This window comes from uncultured Piscinibacter sp., assembly GCF_937952055.1.
In the GTDB taxonomy this organism is placed as follows: domain Bacteria; phylum Pseudomonadota; class Gammaproteobacteria; order Burkholderiales; family Burkholderiaceae_C; genus Piscinibacter.
In genome coordinates this window covers 12,721-29,862 of record NZ_CALFYO010000020.1, presented here as the reverse complement: position 1 = coordinate 29,862, position 17,142 = coordinate 12,721, and the positions used below count along the sequence as shown (strand labels likewise).

18 protein-coding genes are annotated in these 17,142 nt (G+C 69.4%); 7 read left to right on the top strand and 11 right to left on the bottom strand.

Annotated features, from left to right (window positions below; genetic code table 11):
* Positions 1-27 precede the first annotated feature (27 nt).
* From Q0599_RS11000 to mltG, 5 genes are read right to left on the bottom strand one after another with little or no spacing between them, the layout of a single operon-like run.
* Positions 28-813: a TatD family hydrolase gene (locus Q0599_RS11000; RefSeq protein WP_298830432.1), complete on the bottom strand. Its 786-nt coding sequence runs from the start codon at positions 811-813 to the stop codon at positions 28-30.
* Positions 814-866: 53 nt separating this feature from the next.
* Positions 867-1,262 carry a PilZ domain-containing protein gene (locus Q0599_RS10995; RefSeq protein WP_298829406.1) on the bottom strand — a complete coding sequence of 132 codons (396 nt, stop codon included), beginning with the start codon at positions 1,260-1,262 and terminating at the stop codon, positions 867-869.
* A complete protein-coding gene (holB, locus tag Q0599_RS10990; protein ID WP_298829405.1) occupies positions 1,259-2,320 on the bottom strand; it encodes a DNA polymerase III subunit delta' in 1,062 nt (353 codons plus the stop codon). Before holB ends, Q0599_RS10995 begins: the two co-directional genes overlap by 4 nt.
* On the bottom strand, positions 2,314-2,925 hold the full coding sequence (gene tmk, locus Q0599_RS10985; protein ID WP_367180930.1) for a dTMP kinase: 612 nt from the start codon (positions 2,923-2,925) through the stop codon (positions 2,314-2,316). Before tmk ends, holB begins: the two co-directional genes overlap by 7 nt.
* An 18-nt stretch (positions 2,926-2,943) precedes the next feature.
* On the bottom strand, positions 2,944-3,936 hold the full coding sequence (gene mltG, locus Q0599_RS10980; RefSeq protein WP_298829404.1) for an endolytic transglycosylase MltG: 993 nt from the start codon (positions 3,934-3,936) through the stop codon (positions 2,944-2,946).
* Between the two features lie 78 nt (positions 3,937-4,014).
* Between mltG and Q0599_RS10975 the strand changes: the two genes are divergently transcribed.
* The 3 genes from Q0599_RS10975 to Q0599_RS10965 all read left to right on the top strand — a co-directional run bounded on the left by Q0599_RS10975 (position 4,015) and on the right by Q0599_RS10965 (position 6,262).
* Positions 4,015-4,938 carry a folate-binding protein gene (locus Q0599_RS10975; RefSeq protein ID WP_298829403.1) on the top strand — a complete coding sequence of 308 codons (924 nt, stop codon included), beginning with the start codon at positions 4,015-4,017 and terminating at the stop codon, positions 4,936-4,938.
* Positions 4,939-5,006: 68 nt separating this feature from the next.
* Positions 5,007-5,312, top strand: a complete 306-nt coding sequence (locus Q0599_RS10970; RefSeq protein WP_298829402.1) for a DUF4936 family protein — start codon at positions 5,007-5,009, stop codon at positions 5,310-5,312.
* Positions 5,300-6,262: an NRDE family protein gene (locus tag Q0599_RS10965; protein WP_298829401.1), complete on the top strand. Its 963-nt coding sequence runs from the start codon at positions 5,300-5,302 to the stop codon at positions 6,260-6,262. Before Q0599_RS10970 ends, Q0599_RS10965 begins: the two co-directional genes overlap by 13 nt.
* A 22-nt stretch (positions 6,263-6,284) precedes the next feature.
* On the opposite strand, the gene Q0599_RS10960 is transcribed toward Q0599_RS10965, so the two are convergent.
* On the bottom strand, positions 6,285-7,142 hold the full coding sequence (locus tag Q0599_RS10960) for a YbgC/FadM family acyl-CoA thioesterase (protein ID WP_298829400.1): 858 nt from the start codon (positions 7,140-7,142) through the stop codon (positions 6,285-6,287).
* Complete coding sequence (locus Q0599_RS10955) at positions 7,139-8,050, bottom strand: alpha/beta hydrolase (RefSeq protein ID WP_298829399.1); 912 nt, start codon at positions 8,048-8,050, stop codon at positions 7,139-7,141. Before Q0599_RS10955 ends, Q0599_RS10960 begins: the two co-directional genes overlap by 4 nt.
* 98 nt (positions 8,051-8,148) lie before the next feature.
* Here Q0599_RS10955 and Q0599_RS10950 point away from each other — a divergent pair, with 98 nt between their 5' ends.
* Positions 8,149-9,297, top strand: coding sequence for an iron-containing alcohol dehydrogenase (locus Q0599_RS10950; protein WP_298829398.1), 1,149 nt, complete (start codon positions 8,149-8,151; stop codon positions 9,295-9,297).
* Here the strand turns inward: Q0599_RS10950 and rpoS are convergent.
* From rpoS to surE, 4 genes are read right to left on the bottom strand one after another with little or no spacing between them, the layout of a single operon-like run.
* Positions 9,294-10,337: an RNA polymerase sigma factor RpoS gene (gene rpoS, locus Q0599_RS10945; RefSeq protein WP_298829397.1), complete on the bottom strand. Its 1,044-nt coding sequence runs from the start codon at positions 10,335-10,337 to the stop codon at positions 9,294-9,296. The two genes, Q0599_RS10950 and rpoS, sit on opposite strands and share 4 nt — an antisense overlap.
* A 24-nt stretch (positions 10,338-10,361) precedes the next feature.
* Entirely contained in the window at positions 10,362-11,288 is a 927-nt protein-coding gene (locus tag Q0599_RS10940) for a peptidoglycan DD-metalloendopeptidase family protein (protein WP_298829396.1), read from the bottom strand.
* A gap of 3 nt (positions 11,289-11,291) precedes the next feature.
* Positions 11,292-12,110, bottom strand: coding sequence for a protein-L-isoaspartate(D-aspartate) O-methyltransferase (locus tag Q0599_RS10935; RefSeq protein ID WP_298829395.1), 819 nt, complete (start codon positions 12,108-12,110; stop codon positions 11,292-11,294).
* Complete coding sequence (gene surE / locus Q0599_RS10930; protein WP_298829394.1) at positions 12,107-12,883, bottom strand: 5'/3'-nucleotidase SurE; 777 nt, start codon at positions 12,881-12,883, stop codon at positions 12,107-12,109. The genes Q0599_RS10935 and surE overlap by 4 nt, the downstream gene beginning before the upstream one ends.
* 91 nt (positions 12,884-12,974) lie before the next feature.
* Here surE and Q0599_RS10925 point away from each other — a divergent pair, with 91 nt between their 5' ends.
* The 3 genes from Q0599_RS10925 (at position 12,975) to Q0599_RS10915 (ending at position 17,099) form a co-directional block, all read left to right on the top strand.
* Positions 12,975-13,952 carry an NADPH:quinone oxidoreductase family protein gene (locus Q0599_RS10925; protein ID WP_298829393.1) on the top strand — a complete coding sequence of 326 codons (978 nt, stop codon included), beginning with the start codon at positions 12,975-12,977 and terminating at the stop codon, positions 13,950-13,952.
* A gap of 114 nt (positions 13,953-14,066) precedes the next feature.
* Positions 14,067-14,792, top strand: coding sequence for a response regulator transcription factor (locus Q0599_RS10920; protein WP_298829390.1), 726 nt, complete (start codon positions 14,067-14,069; stop codon positions 14,790-14,792).
* A gap of 15 nt (positions 14,793-14,807) precedes the next feature.
* Positions 14,808-17,099 (top strand): ATP-binding protein, encoded by a 2,292-nt coding sequence (locus Q0599_RS10915; RefSeq protein WP_298829388.1) that lies wholly within the window; start codon positions 14,808-14,810, stop codon positions 17,097-17,099.
* The last annotated feature ends 43 nt before the right edge of the window (positions 17,100-17,142 follow it).

Below are 17,142 nucleotides of genomic sequence, written 5' to 3'. Positions count from 1 at the left end.
GTTTGATAATTACTTACTGACAATATTTCAAGTGAAATGTGAGGTCCTGAAGAGCGCTTCGAAGTTCTTGCTGGTCGCTGCTGCAACTTCCTCCAGCGGCATCTCCTTCAGGGCGGCGAGTTTCGCCGCCACATGCGGCACCCGTGCTGGCGTGTTGGTCTTGCCGCGGAACGGTACGGGGGCGAGGTAGGGGCTGTCGGTCTCTATCAGGCAGCGGTCGATCGGCACGTAGCGCGCCACCGCCTGCAGTTCGGCGGCATTCCTGAAGGTCAGGATGCCGGAAAAGGAGATGTAGAAGCCCAGGTCGAGCGCTTCGCGGGCCACCTGCATCGTCTCGGTGAAGCAATGAAAAACTCCCCCGGCCGCCTGCCCGCCTTCCTCGCGCAGGACGCGCAGCGTGTCCTGCGAGGCGCTGCGCGTGTGGATCACGAGGGGCAGACGCGTGACGCGCGCCGCACGGATGTGAACGCGGAACCGCTCACGCTGCCACTCCATTTCGGTCACGTCGCGTCCATGCAGGCGGTAGTAGTCCAGGCCCGTCTCGCCGATGGCCACCACGCGCGGCCGCCCTGCCATGGCCACCAAGTCCTCGACGTGCGGCTCGCGAACACCCTCGTTGTCCGGATGTACGCCGGCACTGCACCAGAAGTTGTCGAAACGCGTTGCCAGCGCGTGCACCTGATCGAACTCCTCCAGCGTCGTGCAGATGCACAGCGCCTTGTCGACCGACGCGGCGGCCATCTCGTCACGGATCTCGGTGATCCGCGCGGCGAGCTCGGGAAAGCTCAGATGGCAATGCGAGTCGACGAACATGGCAAGGCAAGGCATGGGTGGCCGGAGCTTCCGGCCGGAGCGAGGCGTGAACCTCAGATCGTTTGCGTCGGCTTGGCCGAGGAGATCGATGTGCCGAGGAGCTCTTCGATCTTCGCCTTGAGCAGGCGCGTCTTCTCGTCGGTGGGGAAACGTACGCCGACGCCTTGCGTGCGCCCGCCCGAGGCATTGGCCGGCGTGATCCAGCCGACCTTGCCGGCGACCGGGTAGCGCTGCGGATCGTCGGGCAGCGACAGCAGCAGGTAGATGTCCTCGCCGAGGCGGTACTCGCGCGTGGTGGGCACGAACAGCCCGCCGTCGGAGAACACCGGCATGTAGGCCGCGTAGAGCGCACCCTTCTCGCGAAACACCAGCTGGATGACGCTCGGCCGTGCGGCAGCGGCCGTGGCCGGCGTACCGGGGAGCATGCTTCGTCCGCTGGCTTCGCTCATGCGGCTGAGTGTACCGAAACAAGACGTGAACCGGGCCCGCCGCCCTGCTCCGCCGTCAGCGCCTGTCGGGCCCGCGAGACGAGCGCCTCGATCATCAGCCCGGCATTCAGCGGGTGTTCGGCCTGTCGCGCAGCCCGGTTCAGCTCGCGGGACCAGGCGACGAGCGCCGCCGTGCCCACGCGATCCGGCACCACGCTCCTCGGAAAGAAGCGCGGCTCGGCGCCCACGCTGGCGCAGAGCGCGTCGTGGCAGAGTTTCTGCAGCGCGTCGACGGCGCGTACGAGGGGCCATCCGGCCAGCGGCGACGCGTCGCCGCGCTGTACCAATGCGGGCAGCTGCGTCCACAGTCGCGCATCCAGCCCCTCGCCCACCCAGTCGAGCGCATCGAGTGGCTGGCCTCCAGCGGCTGCCAGCACCACCTCGGGCGAGGCCACACCCTGCGCGGCCAGCCAGACGACGGCCTGCGCGGGGTCGGGCAGCGACAGGGCCAGCGCCTGGCAGCGACTGCGGATCGTCGGCAGCAGCGCCTCGGGCGCAGCGCTGCTCAGGATGAATCGCGCCGTGCCGGCGGGCTCCTCGAGTGTCTTCAGCAGCGCGTTGGCGGCAATGCCGTTCATGCGCTCGGCCGGATGCAGCACGACCACCTTGCCCGCATCGCGCGCCGGCGTGGTCTGCGCGAAGGCGACCGCGCTGCGCACGGCATCGACCCGGATCTCCTTGCTGGGCTGCTTGCTCTTGCTGCCCGACTCGGGCGCGTCGCCCTCGCCTTCCGCAGAGCTCCAGCCCAGCGGGCCTTGCAGCGCCTCGGGCAGCAGCACGAGCAGATCGGGGTGGGAGCGTGCCTGCACCAGCCGGCACGAGGCGCAGCTGCCGCAAGGTAGGCGCCCCCGCGCCGATGACTCGCACAACCACGCCTGGGCGAGCGTGAGGGACAGCTGCCACTGGCCGATGCCCTGCGGGCCGTGGATCAGGATCGCATGGCCGCGCTGGGTGCGCAGCGCCTGCTCGAGCCAGGCGAAGAGCCAGGGCAGCGGGAGCTCACCGTCCGCCCCTACCATGCGCGCCGCTCCAGTTCGGCCTGGATCTGTCGCCACACCTCACCGCGTTCGAGTGCGGAGTCGATGCGCGCGAAGCGCTGCGGCGCCTGCGCCATGCGCGCTGCGTAGCCTGCCCTCACGCGTTCGAAGAAGGCGAGGTCCTCGCTCTCGAAGCGATCAGCGGCGCGCGCTTGCGCGCGCCGCCTGGCTGCGGTCGCGGCGGGGAGGTCGAGCCAGAAGGTCAGGTCCGGCTGCAGGGTGCCGTGCACCAACGCTTCGAGTTGCGTCAGTACCGCGACGTCGAAGCCGCGCCCGCCGCCCTGGTACGCAAAGGTTGCATCGGTGAACCGGTCGCACACGACCGTGGCTCCGCGCGCCAGCGCCGGCGCGACGAGCTGCTGCACATGGTCGCGGCGCGCCGCGAAGACGAGCAGCGCCTCGGTGAGCGCATCCATGGGCTGGTGCAGCACGAGTTCGCGCAGCCGCTCGGCGAGTTCCGTGCCGCCGGGCTCGCGCGTGCAGACGACTTCGGCGCCGCGCCGTCGCAGGTGCTCGACGAGCTCGGCGATGTGCGTGGACTTACCGGCGCCGTCGATGCCCTCGAAGGTGATGAATCGGCCGCTCACGGGCGTGGGAGGCAGGCGCTAGCGGCCGCGCTGGTACTTGTTGACCGCCCGATTATGCTCGGCCAGCGTCTCGCTGAACTCGCTCGTGCCATCGCCGCGGGCGACGAAGTAGAGCGCCTTCGACGCCGCCGGCTGTACCGCCGCGCGCAGTGACGCCGCACCGGGCATGGCGATAGGCGTCGGCGGCAAGCCCGGTCGCGTGTAGGTGTTGTACGGTGTGTCGGCCTGCAGGTCTCGCTTGCGCAGGTTGCCGTCGAAGGCCTCGCCGAGCCCGTAGATCACCGTCGGGTCGGTCTGCAACGGCATGCCGATGCGCAGGCGGTTGGCGAACACCGCGGCCACGCGCGAGCGCTCCGCTTCGGCCCCGGTCTCCTTCTCGACGATGGAGGCGAGGATGAGCGCTTCGTCGGGCGTGCGCAGCGGCAGGCCCGGTGCGCGCGCGGCCCAGGCCTCCTCGACGCGCTGCTGCATGGCGCGGTGTGCGCGCTTGAGCACGGCGAGGTCGGCGCTGCCCTTGCTGTAGGCGTAGGTGTCCGGGTAGAAGCGTCCTTCCGGCCACTGGCCGGGTGTGCCGAGCGCTGCCATGAGTTGCTCGTCGGACATGCCGGCCGTGGTCGGCTTCAGCGCTTCGGCGCGCGCCAGTTCGGCACGGAACTGGCGGAACGTCCAGCCTTCGATCAGGCGTACGGTGGCCAGGGTTTCGTCGCCGCGCACCATCTTGTCGAGCAGCGCGACCGGCGTGGTGCCGGGGCCGATCTCGTAGCTGCCGGCGCGGATGCGCTTGGCCTTGCCCGACCAGCGGAACCACTGGTACAGCGCCCACGGCGGCGCCTGCACGCCGGCCTTCACCCATCCCTGCGCGATATCGCGCGGCAATTCGCCCTGTTCGATGGAGAGTTCGACGCTCTCGCCGGCGAGCTTCAGGGGTTGGTGCAGCCACCAGGCCGCGCCGCTGGCTGCCGCGAGTCCGGCCAGCGACGCCAGCAGGAGCAGGCGCGACAACCACTTCATTGAAGGTGACGGCTCGTGCGGCGCATGCCGCGAGACCCCTGTGCGATGCATCTCATGGCGGCTGATGATAATCGGCACATGCATACCGACTTCGCAACCAACGGTGTCGTGGCGCTGCTGCACCTCGGCGTGATTCGTGCTCGCGGCGCCGATGCCGCAAGCTTCCTGCACGGCCAGCTGACCAACGACATGCTGCACCTCGATGGCGGACGTGCCGTGCTGGCCGGCTTCTGCTCCGCCAAGGGGCGGCTGCAGGCGAGTTTCGTCGCCTGGCAGGGTGGGCCCGACGAGATCCTGCTTGCCTGCTCGGCCGACCTGCTCGCGCCGACGCTCAAGCGCTTGGCCATGTTCGTGCTGCGCGCTCAGTGCAAGCTGAGCGACGCGAGCGCGGAGCTGCCCTTGCACGGACTGGCGGGCGATGCGGCGGCCGCGCTGCTCGGCGACGCCGTCGTCTGGGAGCGGCGCGACGCCCCTGCCGGCACGGTGCTGCGTCTGCCGGACGTGCTGGGCGTGAAGCGAGCCATGCTGGTCGGCCCAGCCCCGCAGGGGCTGCCCGCCATCGCCCTCGATGCCTGGCGCTGGCTGGAGGTGAGCAGCGGCGTGCCGACCGTGGAGGCGGCGACCGCCGACCAGTTCGTGCCGCAGATGGTCAACTTCGAATTGATCGGCGGGGTCGACTTCAAGAAGGGCTGCTATCCGGGCCAGGAGGTCGTTGCTCGCAGTCAGTACCGCGGCACCATCAAGCGGCGCTTGTTCCTCTTCGACGTGGCCGCGGCGGCGCAGGCGGGTCAGGAGCTGTTCCACAGTGCCGACCCCGGCCAGCCGGCGGGCCTGGTGGCCAATGCGGCGCCCTCGCCCGGCGGCGGGAGCCGTGTGCTCGCCGAGGTGAAGCTGGCCGCGCTGGAAGGCGGCTCGCTGCACCTGGCCGCCGCCGACGGGCCGCGCCTGGAACGCCGCGATCTGCCCTACGCCGTGCCCCTGGAATCGGCGGCCGCGGCCTGAGCGCCCGCGCGGCAGACGGCACGGCAAAACTTCACGGGCTCGAACCCCGAACGATCGTCGGAGTGCCGGTGCGCGAGCTGTTCATCTACTATCGATCGCACGCGGACCACGCCGATGCAGTGCGGGCCAAGGTGCGCGGGTTCCAGGCCCGGTTGCGCCTGGAACACCCCGGGCTGGTGGCGCGGTTGCTGCGACGTCCCGAGGTGAAGCAGGGCCTGCTGACCTGGATGGAAACCTACTCTTCGGACACCATGACTTCCGGCCTCGCCCTCGACGACAGCCTCCAGCAGCAGATCGAAACGCACGCCGCCTGCCTGACAGGGTTGATCGAGGGCGACCGACACACCGAGGTGTTCATCCCATGTGCCTCCTGACGCTGGCCCTCGACGAGGACCGCCGCTTCCCGCTGGTGGTGGCGGCCAACCGCGACGAGTACTTCGCGCGGCCGGCGGCGCGCCTGGCTTGGTGGACGAGGGGGCCTGGTGCGACGCCCATCCTCGGTGGCCGTGACCTCGATGCCGGCGGTACCTGGCTGGGCCTGACGGCCGAGGGTCGCCTCGGCCTGCTCACCAACGTGCGCGATCCTGCACGCAACGACCCGGCGGCGCCATCGCGCGGCCGCATCGTGGCGGACTGGCTGGCTGCCCGCGAGCGCGTCGACCAGTTCTGGATGCGAACCGTGCTGGCGGGCTACAACGGGTTCAACCTGATCGCCGCCGACTTCTCGCTCGGTGAGTGCTATTGGGCGAGCAACACCGGCGCTCACCCCCAGCGCCTCGAACGGGGCGTGTACGGCCTGTCCAATGCCGGGCTCGACACGCCTTGGCCCAAGGTGACGGCACTGAAGTCGCGCACCCGTGATGCGATCGTCCAGTCCCGCTCGGTGGACGAACTCGCCAATCGCCTGTTCGATGCCTTGGCCGACCGCCGCGTGCCGGACGACGCCGACCTGCCCGACACCGGCGTCGGGCTCGACAAGGAGCGCATGCTGGCACCGGCCTTCATCCGATCGCCCGATCAGCTTTACGGCACGCGCTGCTCGACGCTCGTCATCACCGAGCGCGTCAACCGGCACAACGTGACGCATGTGTTCGAGCGCAGCTTCTCGCCGGTCGGCGGCATGGCGCTGCTGCGCCGCGCCACGTTGAACCACTGGCCGCCGCGCTACAGCGCCGGCGATGCGGTGCAGGCCGTACAAGGCGGCGCGGTGTCGGAGTCGGAGATCGAAGGCATCTCGGCGACCGCCGCGCAGCGCCGCAGCCGGGTGCGCAGCCTGCTGCGACCCGAGTCGAGACGGCGCCGCACCACTGCCGTCTCCGGCTGATCGTCGGGAGGCCTCCCCGGCGCTACAGTGCCCGCACCATCTCGACGTGCGGGATGCCGGCTTCCTCGAATTGCGCCCCGCGCGGGACGAACCCGGCGCGTGCATAGAACGCGGCAGCGCTGGTCTGCGCGTGCAGCAGCACTTCGTGGTCGCCGCGCATGCGAGCCACCTTCATCAGGGCCTCGAGCACCTCGCGCCCCACGCCGCTGCCGCGCACCGCCTGGCTGACCGCCATGCGCCCGATCTTGGCCACGCCGGGCACGTGCTGCAGCAGGCGGCCGGTGGCCAGCGGCAGTCCGAAGCGGTTGTAGGCCACCGCATGCACGCACTCGGCGTCGGCGGTGTCCCACTCCATCTCGGCCGGGATGCGCTGTTCGTCCACGAAGACCGCTGTACGAATGGCGCTGGCGTCGACGCCCAGGCTGTCCCAGCCGCCTAGCCGCACCTCGACCATGGCTTTCCCGGCCTCGAAGCCCTGCAGCACCTCGCGCAAGGGCGCGGGCACCGCTCGCGAGCTCTGGCTGTGCGGGTCGGCGAACACGTAGATCAGCTCGCCCTCGACGAGCAATTCGTCGCCGCGGAACACGGCGCCGAGGAACTGGATCGACGAATTGCCGATGCGACCGCAGCGCATGCCGATGTCGAGCCGGTCGTCGTACCGCGCCGAGCCGTGGTACTCGACGGTGGCCTTGCGCACATAGAGGTCTCCGCCGAGCGACTCCATCGACTGCGCGTAAGGCAACGCCAGCGCGCGCCAGTAGCCGGCGACCGCAGTGTCGAAGTACATGAGGTAGTGCGCGTTGAAGACGATCTTCTGCGCGTCGATCTCCGCCCAGCGCACGCGCAGGCGGTCGAAGAACCGGAACTCGTTTCGCTTCATGGTTCGAAAGCCTTTCTCAGCGCAGCGCCGAGCGTGGCCTGCGCGTGGCGAGCTTCGTCTAGGACGCGGCCCATCTTGATGAAATCATGCGTCACGCCGCGCACCAGATCCAGCGTGACCGCGACCCCGGCTGCACGCAGGCGGTCCGCATAGGCGATGCCCTCGTCGCACAGCGGATCGCATTCGGCCAGCACGACGCAGGCCGGTGCAACGCCTTCCAGGTCGTGGGCGTTCAAGGGCGCGAAGCGCCAGTCACTGCGCTGGGAGCGTTCGATGTACTGCTCGAAGAACCACTCGATGGTGGTCGCGTCGAGCAGGAAGCCGTTGGCGAACAGGCGGTGCGAGGCGGTGTCCGCATGCGCCGTCGTGCCCGGCGAGACAAGCAGTTGCGCGCGCAGCGGTAGACCGTGATCACGCGCCAGGATGGCGGCGACCGCCGCGAGCGTGCCGCCGGCGCTGTCGCCGCCGACGGCCAGGCGCGCGGCGTCGAAGCCGAACGTGCGGCCCTCAGTCCAGAGCCAGCGCAACGCCGTCCAGGCGTCCTCGACGGCGGTCGGAAAACGATGCTCGGGGGCGAGCCGGTAGTCGAGGGCGAGCACCTCGGCATCGCTGTGCAGGGCGAGCTGCCGGCACAGGCTGTCGTGCGTCTCCAGCCCGCCGATGGTGAAGCCGCCACCGTGCAGATAGAGCAGCGTTCCTCGCGTGCGCTCGCCCGCGCGATAGCGGCGAGCGTCGAGCATCGCAGCGCCGGCGCCCGGCAACTGCAGGTTCTCGACGCGCGCCAGCTTCGCACGCGGCAGGTCCAGCACTTCGGCGGCTGCCACATAGGCGACGCGCGCCTCGGCGGGTGTCATGGTGTGGAAGGCCGGACGGTTGGCGCGGCGGATCCGCTCCAGCAGGCCGGCCATGCGCGGGGTCAGCAGATGGGTGCTCATGGCCGCGCGGCAGTCTGCCACATCGGGTGGTCCCGCTTGCAGGACGCGAGCCGCCCCCTACACTCGGCTGCATGGCCTTCATCAACTACATCACCCAGATCCAGCTCGACTTCGGTGCCGTGTCGCTGCTGCCGCAGGAGTGCGAACGTGTTGGCATGCGCAGGCCGCTGGTCGTCACCGACGCCGGCGTGCGCGCCGCCGGCGTGCTCGACAAGGCGCTCGCGTCGCTCGGCACCCTGCCCCACGCGGTGTTCGACCAGACGCCCTCCAATCCGACCGAAGCCGCCGTTCGCGCGGCGGTGGCGACGTTCCAGGCGCAGGGCTGCGACGGCCTGGTCGCCGTCGGCGGTGGTTCGAGCATCGACCTCGCCAAGGGCGTGGCGATCGCCGCGACGCACGAGGGCCCGCTGAAGACCTACGCCACGATCGAAGGCGGCAGCCCGAGGATCAGCGAGCGAGTCGCACCGCTGATCGCCGTGCCCACGACCGCCGGCACCGGCAGCGAGGTGGCGCGCGGCGCCATCGTCATCGTCGACGACGGCCGCAAGCTCGGCTTCCACAGCTGGCACCTGGTGCCCAAGGCGGCGATCTGCGACCCCGAGCTCACGCTGGGCCTGCCGCCGCTGCTGACTGCCGCCACCGGCATGGACGCCATCGCGCACTGCCTCGAAACCTTCATGGCGCCGGCCGTCAACCCGCCGGCCGACGGCATCGGCCTCGATGGGCTCGAGCGCGGCTGGGCTCACATCGAGCGTGCCACCCGCGACGGCGCCGATCGCGAGGCGCGTTGGCAGATGATGAGCGCCAGCATGCAGGGTGCGATGGCCTTCCAGAAGGGACTCGGTTGCGTGCACAGCCTCAGCCACAGCCTGGGCGGCGTGAATCCGAAGCTGCATCACGGCACGCTCAATGCGGTGTTTCTGCCGGCCGTGGTGCGCTTCAATGCGCCGGCGGAGTCGATGGTGCGTGAGCGCCGCCTGGCGCGGCTGGCCCATGCGATGGGCATCGGTGCCAGCGACGCCGCCGGCAGCGAGATCGCCGAGGCGATCCGCGACATGAATGCTCGGCTCGGCCTGCCCAGCGGCCTGCGCGCGATGGGCGTGGGTGCCGATCTCTTCGAGCGCGTCATCGACGGCGCGATGGCCGACCATTGCCACAAGACCAACCCGCGCATCGCCACGCGCGAGGACTACCGGCAGATGCTCGAAGCCTCGCTCTAGAAGACCGAGTCGCGGTCGATGCCGTTGCGCAGCATGCGGCGCTTGAGCTTGACCAGCGCCTCCTGCTGGATCTGCCGGATGCGCTCGCGCGTCAGCCCGAGCCGCTCGGCCAGCACCTCCAGGGTCTCCGGCTCGCGGTCGCGCAGGCCGTAGCGACCGGCGAGGACTTCGCGTTCTCGGTCGTTCAACTCGTCGAGGCCGTGCGCGAGCAGGCGCTCGACCTCGTTGGACAGCGTCAGGCTCATCGGATCGGAGGCGCCGTCGTCGGCCACGCTGTCGAGCAGCGATTCGGAACCGCCTTCGGCCGGGTGGCGCTCGAGCGGCGCGTCGAGCGAGGTAGGCTGCTCGGCAAAGCGCAGCAGGTCGGCCACCTCCTGCACCGGCCGACCGACCGCAGCCGCCACGTCCTCCACGCGCACCTGACGCTCGCCGTCGAAGTCGCCCGGCAATTGCGATTCGAGGCTGCGGCGCGCCTTCAGCACCTGGTTGAGCTCCCGCACCACATGCACCGGCAGCCGCACCAGGCGGGCCTGGTGCATGATCGCGCGCTCGATGCTCTGGCGGATCCACCACGAGGCGTAGGTCGAGAAGCGGAAACCACGCTCGGGCTCGAACTTGCCGATCGCGTGCATCAGCCCCAGGTTGCCTTCCTCGATCAAGTCGGGCATGGGCAGCCCGCGCCCGAGGTAGTTCTTCGCGATGCTCACGACCAGGCGCAGGTTGTGCTCGATCATCGCCTGCCGGGCCGCGAACTCGCCCGCGCGTGCCCGCACGGCGGTGTCGTACTCCTGCTGCGGTGTCAGCAGCGGCGCGCGGCGGATCTCGCGCAGATATGTCTGCAGCGTGTTGCCGACCTCGCCGTCGCCGGCGGCCAGTTCGACCGCACGGGGTTCGATGTCTGGAACGCCGTCACCCACGTCGGGCCCGTCGGGCCCGTCGATCTCCGCCGCGGGGCCATCGGCCTCGGGCAGCGGACGGCCGTTGATCGGCGGCGGAGGGCTGACCGATGTCCCGTCGAGCGATGTGCGCTTTCTGGGCATGGTCCGGGCCTCGAGCGTGCGCCGTCAGCGCGGCGGTAGCAGCTTTGCCGGATCGACCGGCTTGCCTTGCTTGCGGATCTCGAAGTGCAGCAAGACCCGGTCGGAATCGGTGTTGCCCATTTCCGCGATCTTCTGGCCGCGCTTGACTGCCTGATCTTCCTTGACCAGCAAGGTCTGGTTGTGGGCGTAGGCGGTGAGGTAGGTGGCATTGTGCTTGAGGATCACCAGGTTGCCGTAGCCACGCAGCCCCGATCCGGCGTAGACCACCTTGCCATCGGCAGCGGCGAGCACTGGATCACCGAGCTTTCCGGCGATGCCCAGGCCCTTGCTCTTGCCCTCCTCGAAGCCACCGTTGATGGGCCCGGTCGCCGGCCACATCCAGTTGATGTCGTCGTCACCATCGCGCGTGGCGGCGGCTGCCGCCGCGGTGGCTGCAACGACCGCCGGCGATGCGGACGGCGCGGTCGCGGCCACCGGCGTGCCGCCGGCCGCCGACGGCTTGGCGTCGAGCGGCCGCGCCTCGATCTTGGCCGTGGTCACGGGCCGCGTCGACACGCCGGCGTCCGAACCCGGCGGGATGACGCGCAGCACCTGGCCGACCTCGATCACGTTGGCGTTCTCGAGGTTGTTCCACTTGACCAGATCCTTCCAGTTCTGGCCGCTCTCCAGCCCGACGCGGATCATCGTGTCGCCGGGCTTCACGGTGTAGTAGCCGGGCTTGCCCGCGTTCTCGGCGCCGGGCAGTGGCTTGGTGGCGTCGGCGGCAGGTTGTGCGGGCACCGCGCCCGGTCCTGGCGCCACGATCGTGGGCGTGCTGCGGGCGATCAGACGATCCTCCACCGGCGCCGGATACTTCGATCCGGCGCAACCGGCCAGCAGCAGCGCGGCGCACAGCACCGTGGCCATGCCTGCGCCGCGCGCCGACGAGGGACTCACCTTCCGTTCATTCATTCGTCATCCACCGAGACCTGATTTTAGAGGCACGAACTTCACCGCTTCGTGGACGCTGTGCTCGTAGCCGCCTTCGTGGCGATCCACCACGACAAGGACCTGACTGTGTGTTCGTGGTTCCTGCAGCGGCGCCACGAGGCGCCCGCCCACCGCCAGCTGCTCCAGCCAGGCCGGCGGCAGCGCCTCGCCGCCCGCCGCGGCGATGATGCTGTCGTAGGGCGCGTTCGGCGGGTGTCCCCGCATGCCGTCACCATACACCAGACGCAAGTTCGTCATGCGCAACGGCGCCAGATGCTCGCGGGCTTTCTCGTGCAGCGGGCGCAGGCGCTCGATCGACAGCACCTGCTGGGACAGCCGGGCCAGGAGTGCGGCCTGATAGCCGCAGCCGGTGCCGATCTCGAGCGTCCTTGCCAGCGAGCCGTGGGCGCGCGCGCTGGCGCCCAGCATCAGCAACTCGAGCATGCGCCCGACCACCGACGGCTTGGAGATCGTCTGACCGTGGCCGATCGGCAAGCTCGTGTCCTCGTAGGCCTGCGTCGCCAGCGCAGCGTCGACGAACAGATGGCGCGGCACGGCATCCAGCGCCGCGATCACGGCTTCGTGTCGCAGCCCCTGCGCATGCAGGCGCTGCACCATGCGCCGGCGCACATCGGCCGAGTCCAGTCCGATTCCCGACGGCGCGCTGCGCCGCGATGCGTCGAGATGGGCTTGCTGCAGCGGCGCCTGTGGCCGCAGCAGCGGCGTCTTCGGCGAAGCGACGGCGCGACCGACCTGGTCGAGCCGCAAAGGGAATCGCGAGCCCTTCGAGCCCGCGTCGCTCATGAAGCCGCCCCGCCCATCCAGGCACGCCAGGCCGGCAGCGCGGCATGGTCGGTAAGGTCGACCTGCAGGGGCGTGACCGAGACCGCCCCGTTGGCGACGGCGTGGAAGTCGGTGCCCTCGCCGCCTTCGCGTGCATCGCCGGCCGGACCGATCCAGTAGATCGTTTCGCCGCGCGGGCTCGTCTGCCGGATCACCGGCTCGCTCGCGTGTCGCCGCCCGAGGCGCGTGACCTGGCGCGGCAGGCGATCGGCATCGGCGCTGTTGGGGATGTTCACGTTGAGCAGCCAGGCTCCGCCGGCGGGCGGCTGGCGCAGCGCCTGCTCGATCACGCTGCGCGCGACGCGGGCGGCCGCATCGAGGTTCGCCCAGCCCTTCTCGACCTGCGAGAAGGCGATCGCCGGGATGCCGAACAGGAAGCCCTCCATCGCCGCGGCCACCGTGCCGGAGTAGAGCGTGTCGTCGCCCATATTGGCACCGTTGTTGATGCCCGAGACGACGAGGTCCGGGCGCTGCGGCAGCAGACCGGTGAGCGCCACGTGAACGCAGTCCGATGGCGTGCCGTTGATGTAGCGGAAGGAGTTCACCGCCTCGCCATGCGCATGGCGAGCCGCGTAGACGGACAGCGGGCGCGTCAGGGTCAGGGAGTTCGAGGTGCCGCTCGCGTTCTGCTCCGGGGCTACCACGTCGAGCTCGCCGAGCCCGGCACAGGCCTGGATCAGCGCGGCGATGCCAGGAGCCAGGTAGCCGTCGTCGTTGGCGATGAGGATGCGCATGCACCGATTGTAGGGAGGCGTCGCCTGCGCGACGGGACAGTCCGCCGTTGATGCTTATCATGCGCCGCCAACCCTTTCCACGGAGACCGAAATGCATGCCTGGCTGTGCGAGAACCCGACCGGCGTCGATGCCGTGGCCTGGAAGGAACTGCCCACGCCGCAGCCCGGCGCCGGAGAGGTGCTCGTCGCCATCAAGGCGGCGAGCTTGAACTTCCCCGACCTGCTGATCGTGCAGAACAAGTACCAGATGAAGCCGACTCCGCCGTTCGTGCCCGGTTCGGAGTTCTCCGGCATCGTCGAAGCGGTGGGCGACGGCGTGCAACACCTGAAGGTCGGCGATCCGGTGGCGGCTTTCTCGGGCACCGGTGGCTTCGCCACGCATGCATGCGTCAGCGCCTCGGTGGTCATGCCCCTGCCCCCGGGGTTCGCCTTCGACGATGCCGCAGCCTTCGTGCTGACCTATGGCACGACCCACCATGCATTGATCGACCGCGCCGCACTGAAATCCGGCGAGACGCTGCTGGTGCTCGGCGCCGCCGGCGGGGTGGGCACCGCAGCCATCCAGATCGGCAAGGCGGTGGGCGCGCGGGTGATCGCAGCCGCGTCCAGCGACGAGAAGTGTGAGCTCTGCCGGGAGATCGGGGCGGACGACACCGTCAACTACGCCAGCGCCAACATCCGCGAGGAACTCAAGCGACTGACCGGCGGCAAGGGCCCGGACGTGGTCTACGATCCGGTCGGCGGCGATCTCGCCGAGCCGGTATTCCGCTCCATGGCCTGGCGCGGCCGCTACCTCGTGGTGGGCTTCGCGCAGGGCACGATCCCCAGCTTGCCCTTGAACCTCGCCTTGCTCAAGGGCGCGTCCATCGTCGGCGTGTTCTGGGGCGAGTTCGCTCGACGCGAGCCGCGGGCCAATGCGCAGGCGCTCACCGAACTGGCGCAGTGGTATGCGCAGGGCAAGGTGAAGCCGGTGATCGACCGGCGCTTGCCGATGGCCGAACTGCCCGAGGCCTACCGTCTCATGGGCACGAGAAAGGTGCGCGGCAAGCTCGTGCTGGTGAACGACTGAGCGCGTCCGCATCCGGAGGCGGGAACTTCGTCACGCATCGGCTGCGCACCGAACAGAGTGCGCTAACATCCGACGCAAACAACAACGGCCGCAGAAAGCCGTGCTGGGTGGAGCATGTCGGTCAAAGTCCTCATTCTCGAAGACAACCCGGTGGCGCGCAGCTTCTTGTGCCGCGTCGTGCGGGAGAGCTTCAGCGACGCCATCGCGATCACCGAGGCCGGTGATCTGGAAAGCGCGCGTCGGCACATCGGCCCGCTGAGTGCCGGCCGCGAGCCGGCCGATCCGTTCAAGCTGATCCTTGTCGACCTGGAACTGCCCGACGGCAATGGCATGGAACTGCTGGCCGAGCTGGTGAAGTATCCGGCCACCAAGATCGTCACGACGCTCTACTCCGACGACGACCATCTCTTTCCCGCACTGCAGTGCGGCGCCGATGGCTACCTGCTGAAGGAAGATCGCTTCGAGGTGCTCGTCGAGGAATTGCAGAAGATCGTGCGCGGCCAGCCGCCGCTGTCGCCGGCGATCGCGCGCCGGCTGCTCACCCATTTCCGGCAAGGTCCGGCGGTGGACAGCAGCCCGGTGCCGCTGAACTCCGGCTTCCAGAGCAGCCGGCCGATGCCGATGGGACGCGGCGCACCGTTGGACCACGAGCGCCTCACCCCGCGCGAAAGCGAGGTGCTGACCTACCTCAGCAAGGGATTCACGATCAAGGAGATCGCGAACCTGATGGGCATCAAGTGGTTCACCGTCAACGACCACATCAAGTCCATCTACAAGAAGCTCAACGTCTCCAGCCGCGCCGAGGCGGCGGTGCTGGCAAGCAAGCAAGGGCTGGTCTGACGCCGGCGCATCGCCGTGGCGCAACACGCTTCGCCGGCGAGGAACACGCGCCCGACGGGTGCCGCGCAGGGGCCGTTGTCCACGCTCACGCCAGGTGACTCCGTCATCGAATCGAGCTTCGGCGAAAGGCTGGCACTCGCCGGCGACTCGATGTCGCGCTGGATGGGCTGGCGGCTGCGCCTGCTCGTCGTCGCGGCGCTGGTCGGCTGCCTTGGGCTGTTCCTGCTGGCACGCGAAATGTCCGCCCTGCCGCGCATCGATGCCAGCTGGCGTGCGACGGCGCAGAACCAGGTCGAGCTGGCCCAGGCTTCCGACATCGCGCTTGCTCCGATGGTCGGTCAAGTGCTGCTGGCGGTGCAGGCCGACGGCCTCACGGTGGAGCTGAAGGACGCTTTGACCTTGCAGCGCTCGGCGCGGTGGGTGATCGACGACGAGGCACGCGCCCGCCATCACCTGCTGCACGAGGATCTCGACGGCCTGCTGTCGCAGCAGGCCGTGCAACTCGTCTTCGCCGGCGGTCGAAGCACCCTCGTCCAGACCAAGCCGCGCGGTTTCGCCGGCCTGCCGGTGATGTACTGGGTGCTGTGCGCGCTGGCCCTGCTGCTCTATCTCGTGGGCATGGTCGTGCTGCTCGCCAAGCCCAATGGCCGCAACCTGCTCTATGCGCTGATGGCCTTGTGCCAGTCGGGCAATCTGATCTTCATCGCCATCGAGGCGACGCTCGACCTCGCCCTGCCCGCCCGTATCGCCAACCTCGACCTGCCGATGCGCATCGGCTTCGACCTGTGCACCGCCGCGGCGATCGTGCATGCCGCAGCGCTGCACCCGCGTCGGCTTCCTCGCGCGTCATACATCGCATCGGGAGCCTGGCTGGGCGCGCTGCTGCTGACGACACTGGTCTCGTTCGACGCGCTGCCCTTCGGCTGGTGGTGGGTGCAGGTCGCGGTGATGATCTACGGGCTGGCCATGGTGGGGCTCTTGACCTGGTCCTACCAGATCCAGCCGCATCCGTTCGCCACGGTGCTGCGCCGCTTCGGCCTCGTCACGCTGGGCACTTGGCTGCTGTTGACGCTGTCGCTCGCCGCCGTGGTGGACCAGCCGGGGGTGCACCAGCAGATCGCTTCGATCGGCTCGATGATCTGGTACGTGTTCTTCGCGTCGCTGCTGTTGCTGGTGCCCTTCCTGTCGCGCTCGCAGCAGATCCTGCGCGAGTTCTCGATGCTCGCAGCGGTGAGCACGGTGGCCACCTCCCTCGACCTGCTCTTCGTCGCGGTGTTCTCGCTCGGCCAGTTCGCTTCCCTGACGCTCGCACTGTTCGTATCGCTTGCCGTCTATTCAGGCGCACGGCAGTGGATCCTGAATCAGCTGTTGGGCAACAACATGCTCACCACCGAGCGCATGTTCGAGCAGCTCTACCGCATCGCGCGCGAGGTGGAAGTGCATCCGGAGCGCACTGCTGCGCTGTTGTCAGAGCTGCTGCGCGACCTGTTCGAGCCGATGGAGGTGCTGCTGGTCGAACGCTCGGTGAGTGCGACGCGGGTGTCGGGCGACGGATCGACGCTGATGATTCCGGTGCCCTCGCTGGACGCCGGTGCCGCACCCGCGAGGGGGTCGATCGTGATCCGCTTTGCCAACCGCGGCCGTCGGCTCTTCACCTTCGAGGACGCTCGGCTCACCGCCCGCGTCGTCGAGCAGTTGCGGCGCGCCGTGGCCTTCGACAAGGCCGTCGAGCAGGGGCGCAGCGAGGAGCGCACACGCCTCGCGCAGGATCTGCACGATGACATCGGCGCGCGTCTGCTGACGCTGATGTACAAGGCCCAGTCACCGGAGATGGAAGAGTACGTGCGGCACACGCTGCAGGACCTGAAGACGCTGACGCGCGGGCTGGCGGCGCCCAACCATCGGCTCTCGCATGCCGCTGCCGAGTGGAAGGCCGACCTGACGCAGCGCCTCACGGCCGCCCACGTGCAGCTCGACTGGAGCTTCGAGTCGGACGAGGACGTGTTGCTGACCGTGGTGCAGTGGTCGGCCTTGACGCGCGTGCTGCGCGAACTGGTCAGCAATGCCATCGCCCATGCGCGCGCGACCCGGGTCGAGGTCTCCCTGGTGCTGCGCAAGGACCGGCTCGACCTGCAGGTACTCGACAACGGCGAGGGTCGCAACCCGCGCGCCTGGTCGCACGGACTCGGGCTCGGTGGCGTGCGCAAGCGTGTCAAGCAGCTCGGCGGCGAGGTGGAGTGGCGCGAACTCAGCCCGCGAGGCATCGGCTGCCGGGTGACGATCCGCGAGTTCTCGGCGCGCAACTGAACCTCGCGAGGCGACGAAAAAGCCGGGCGCTGGGCCCGGCTTC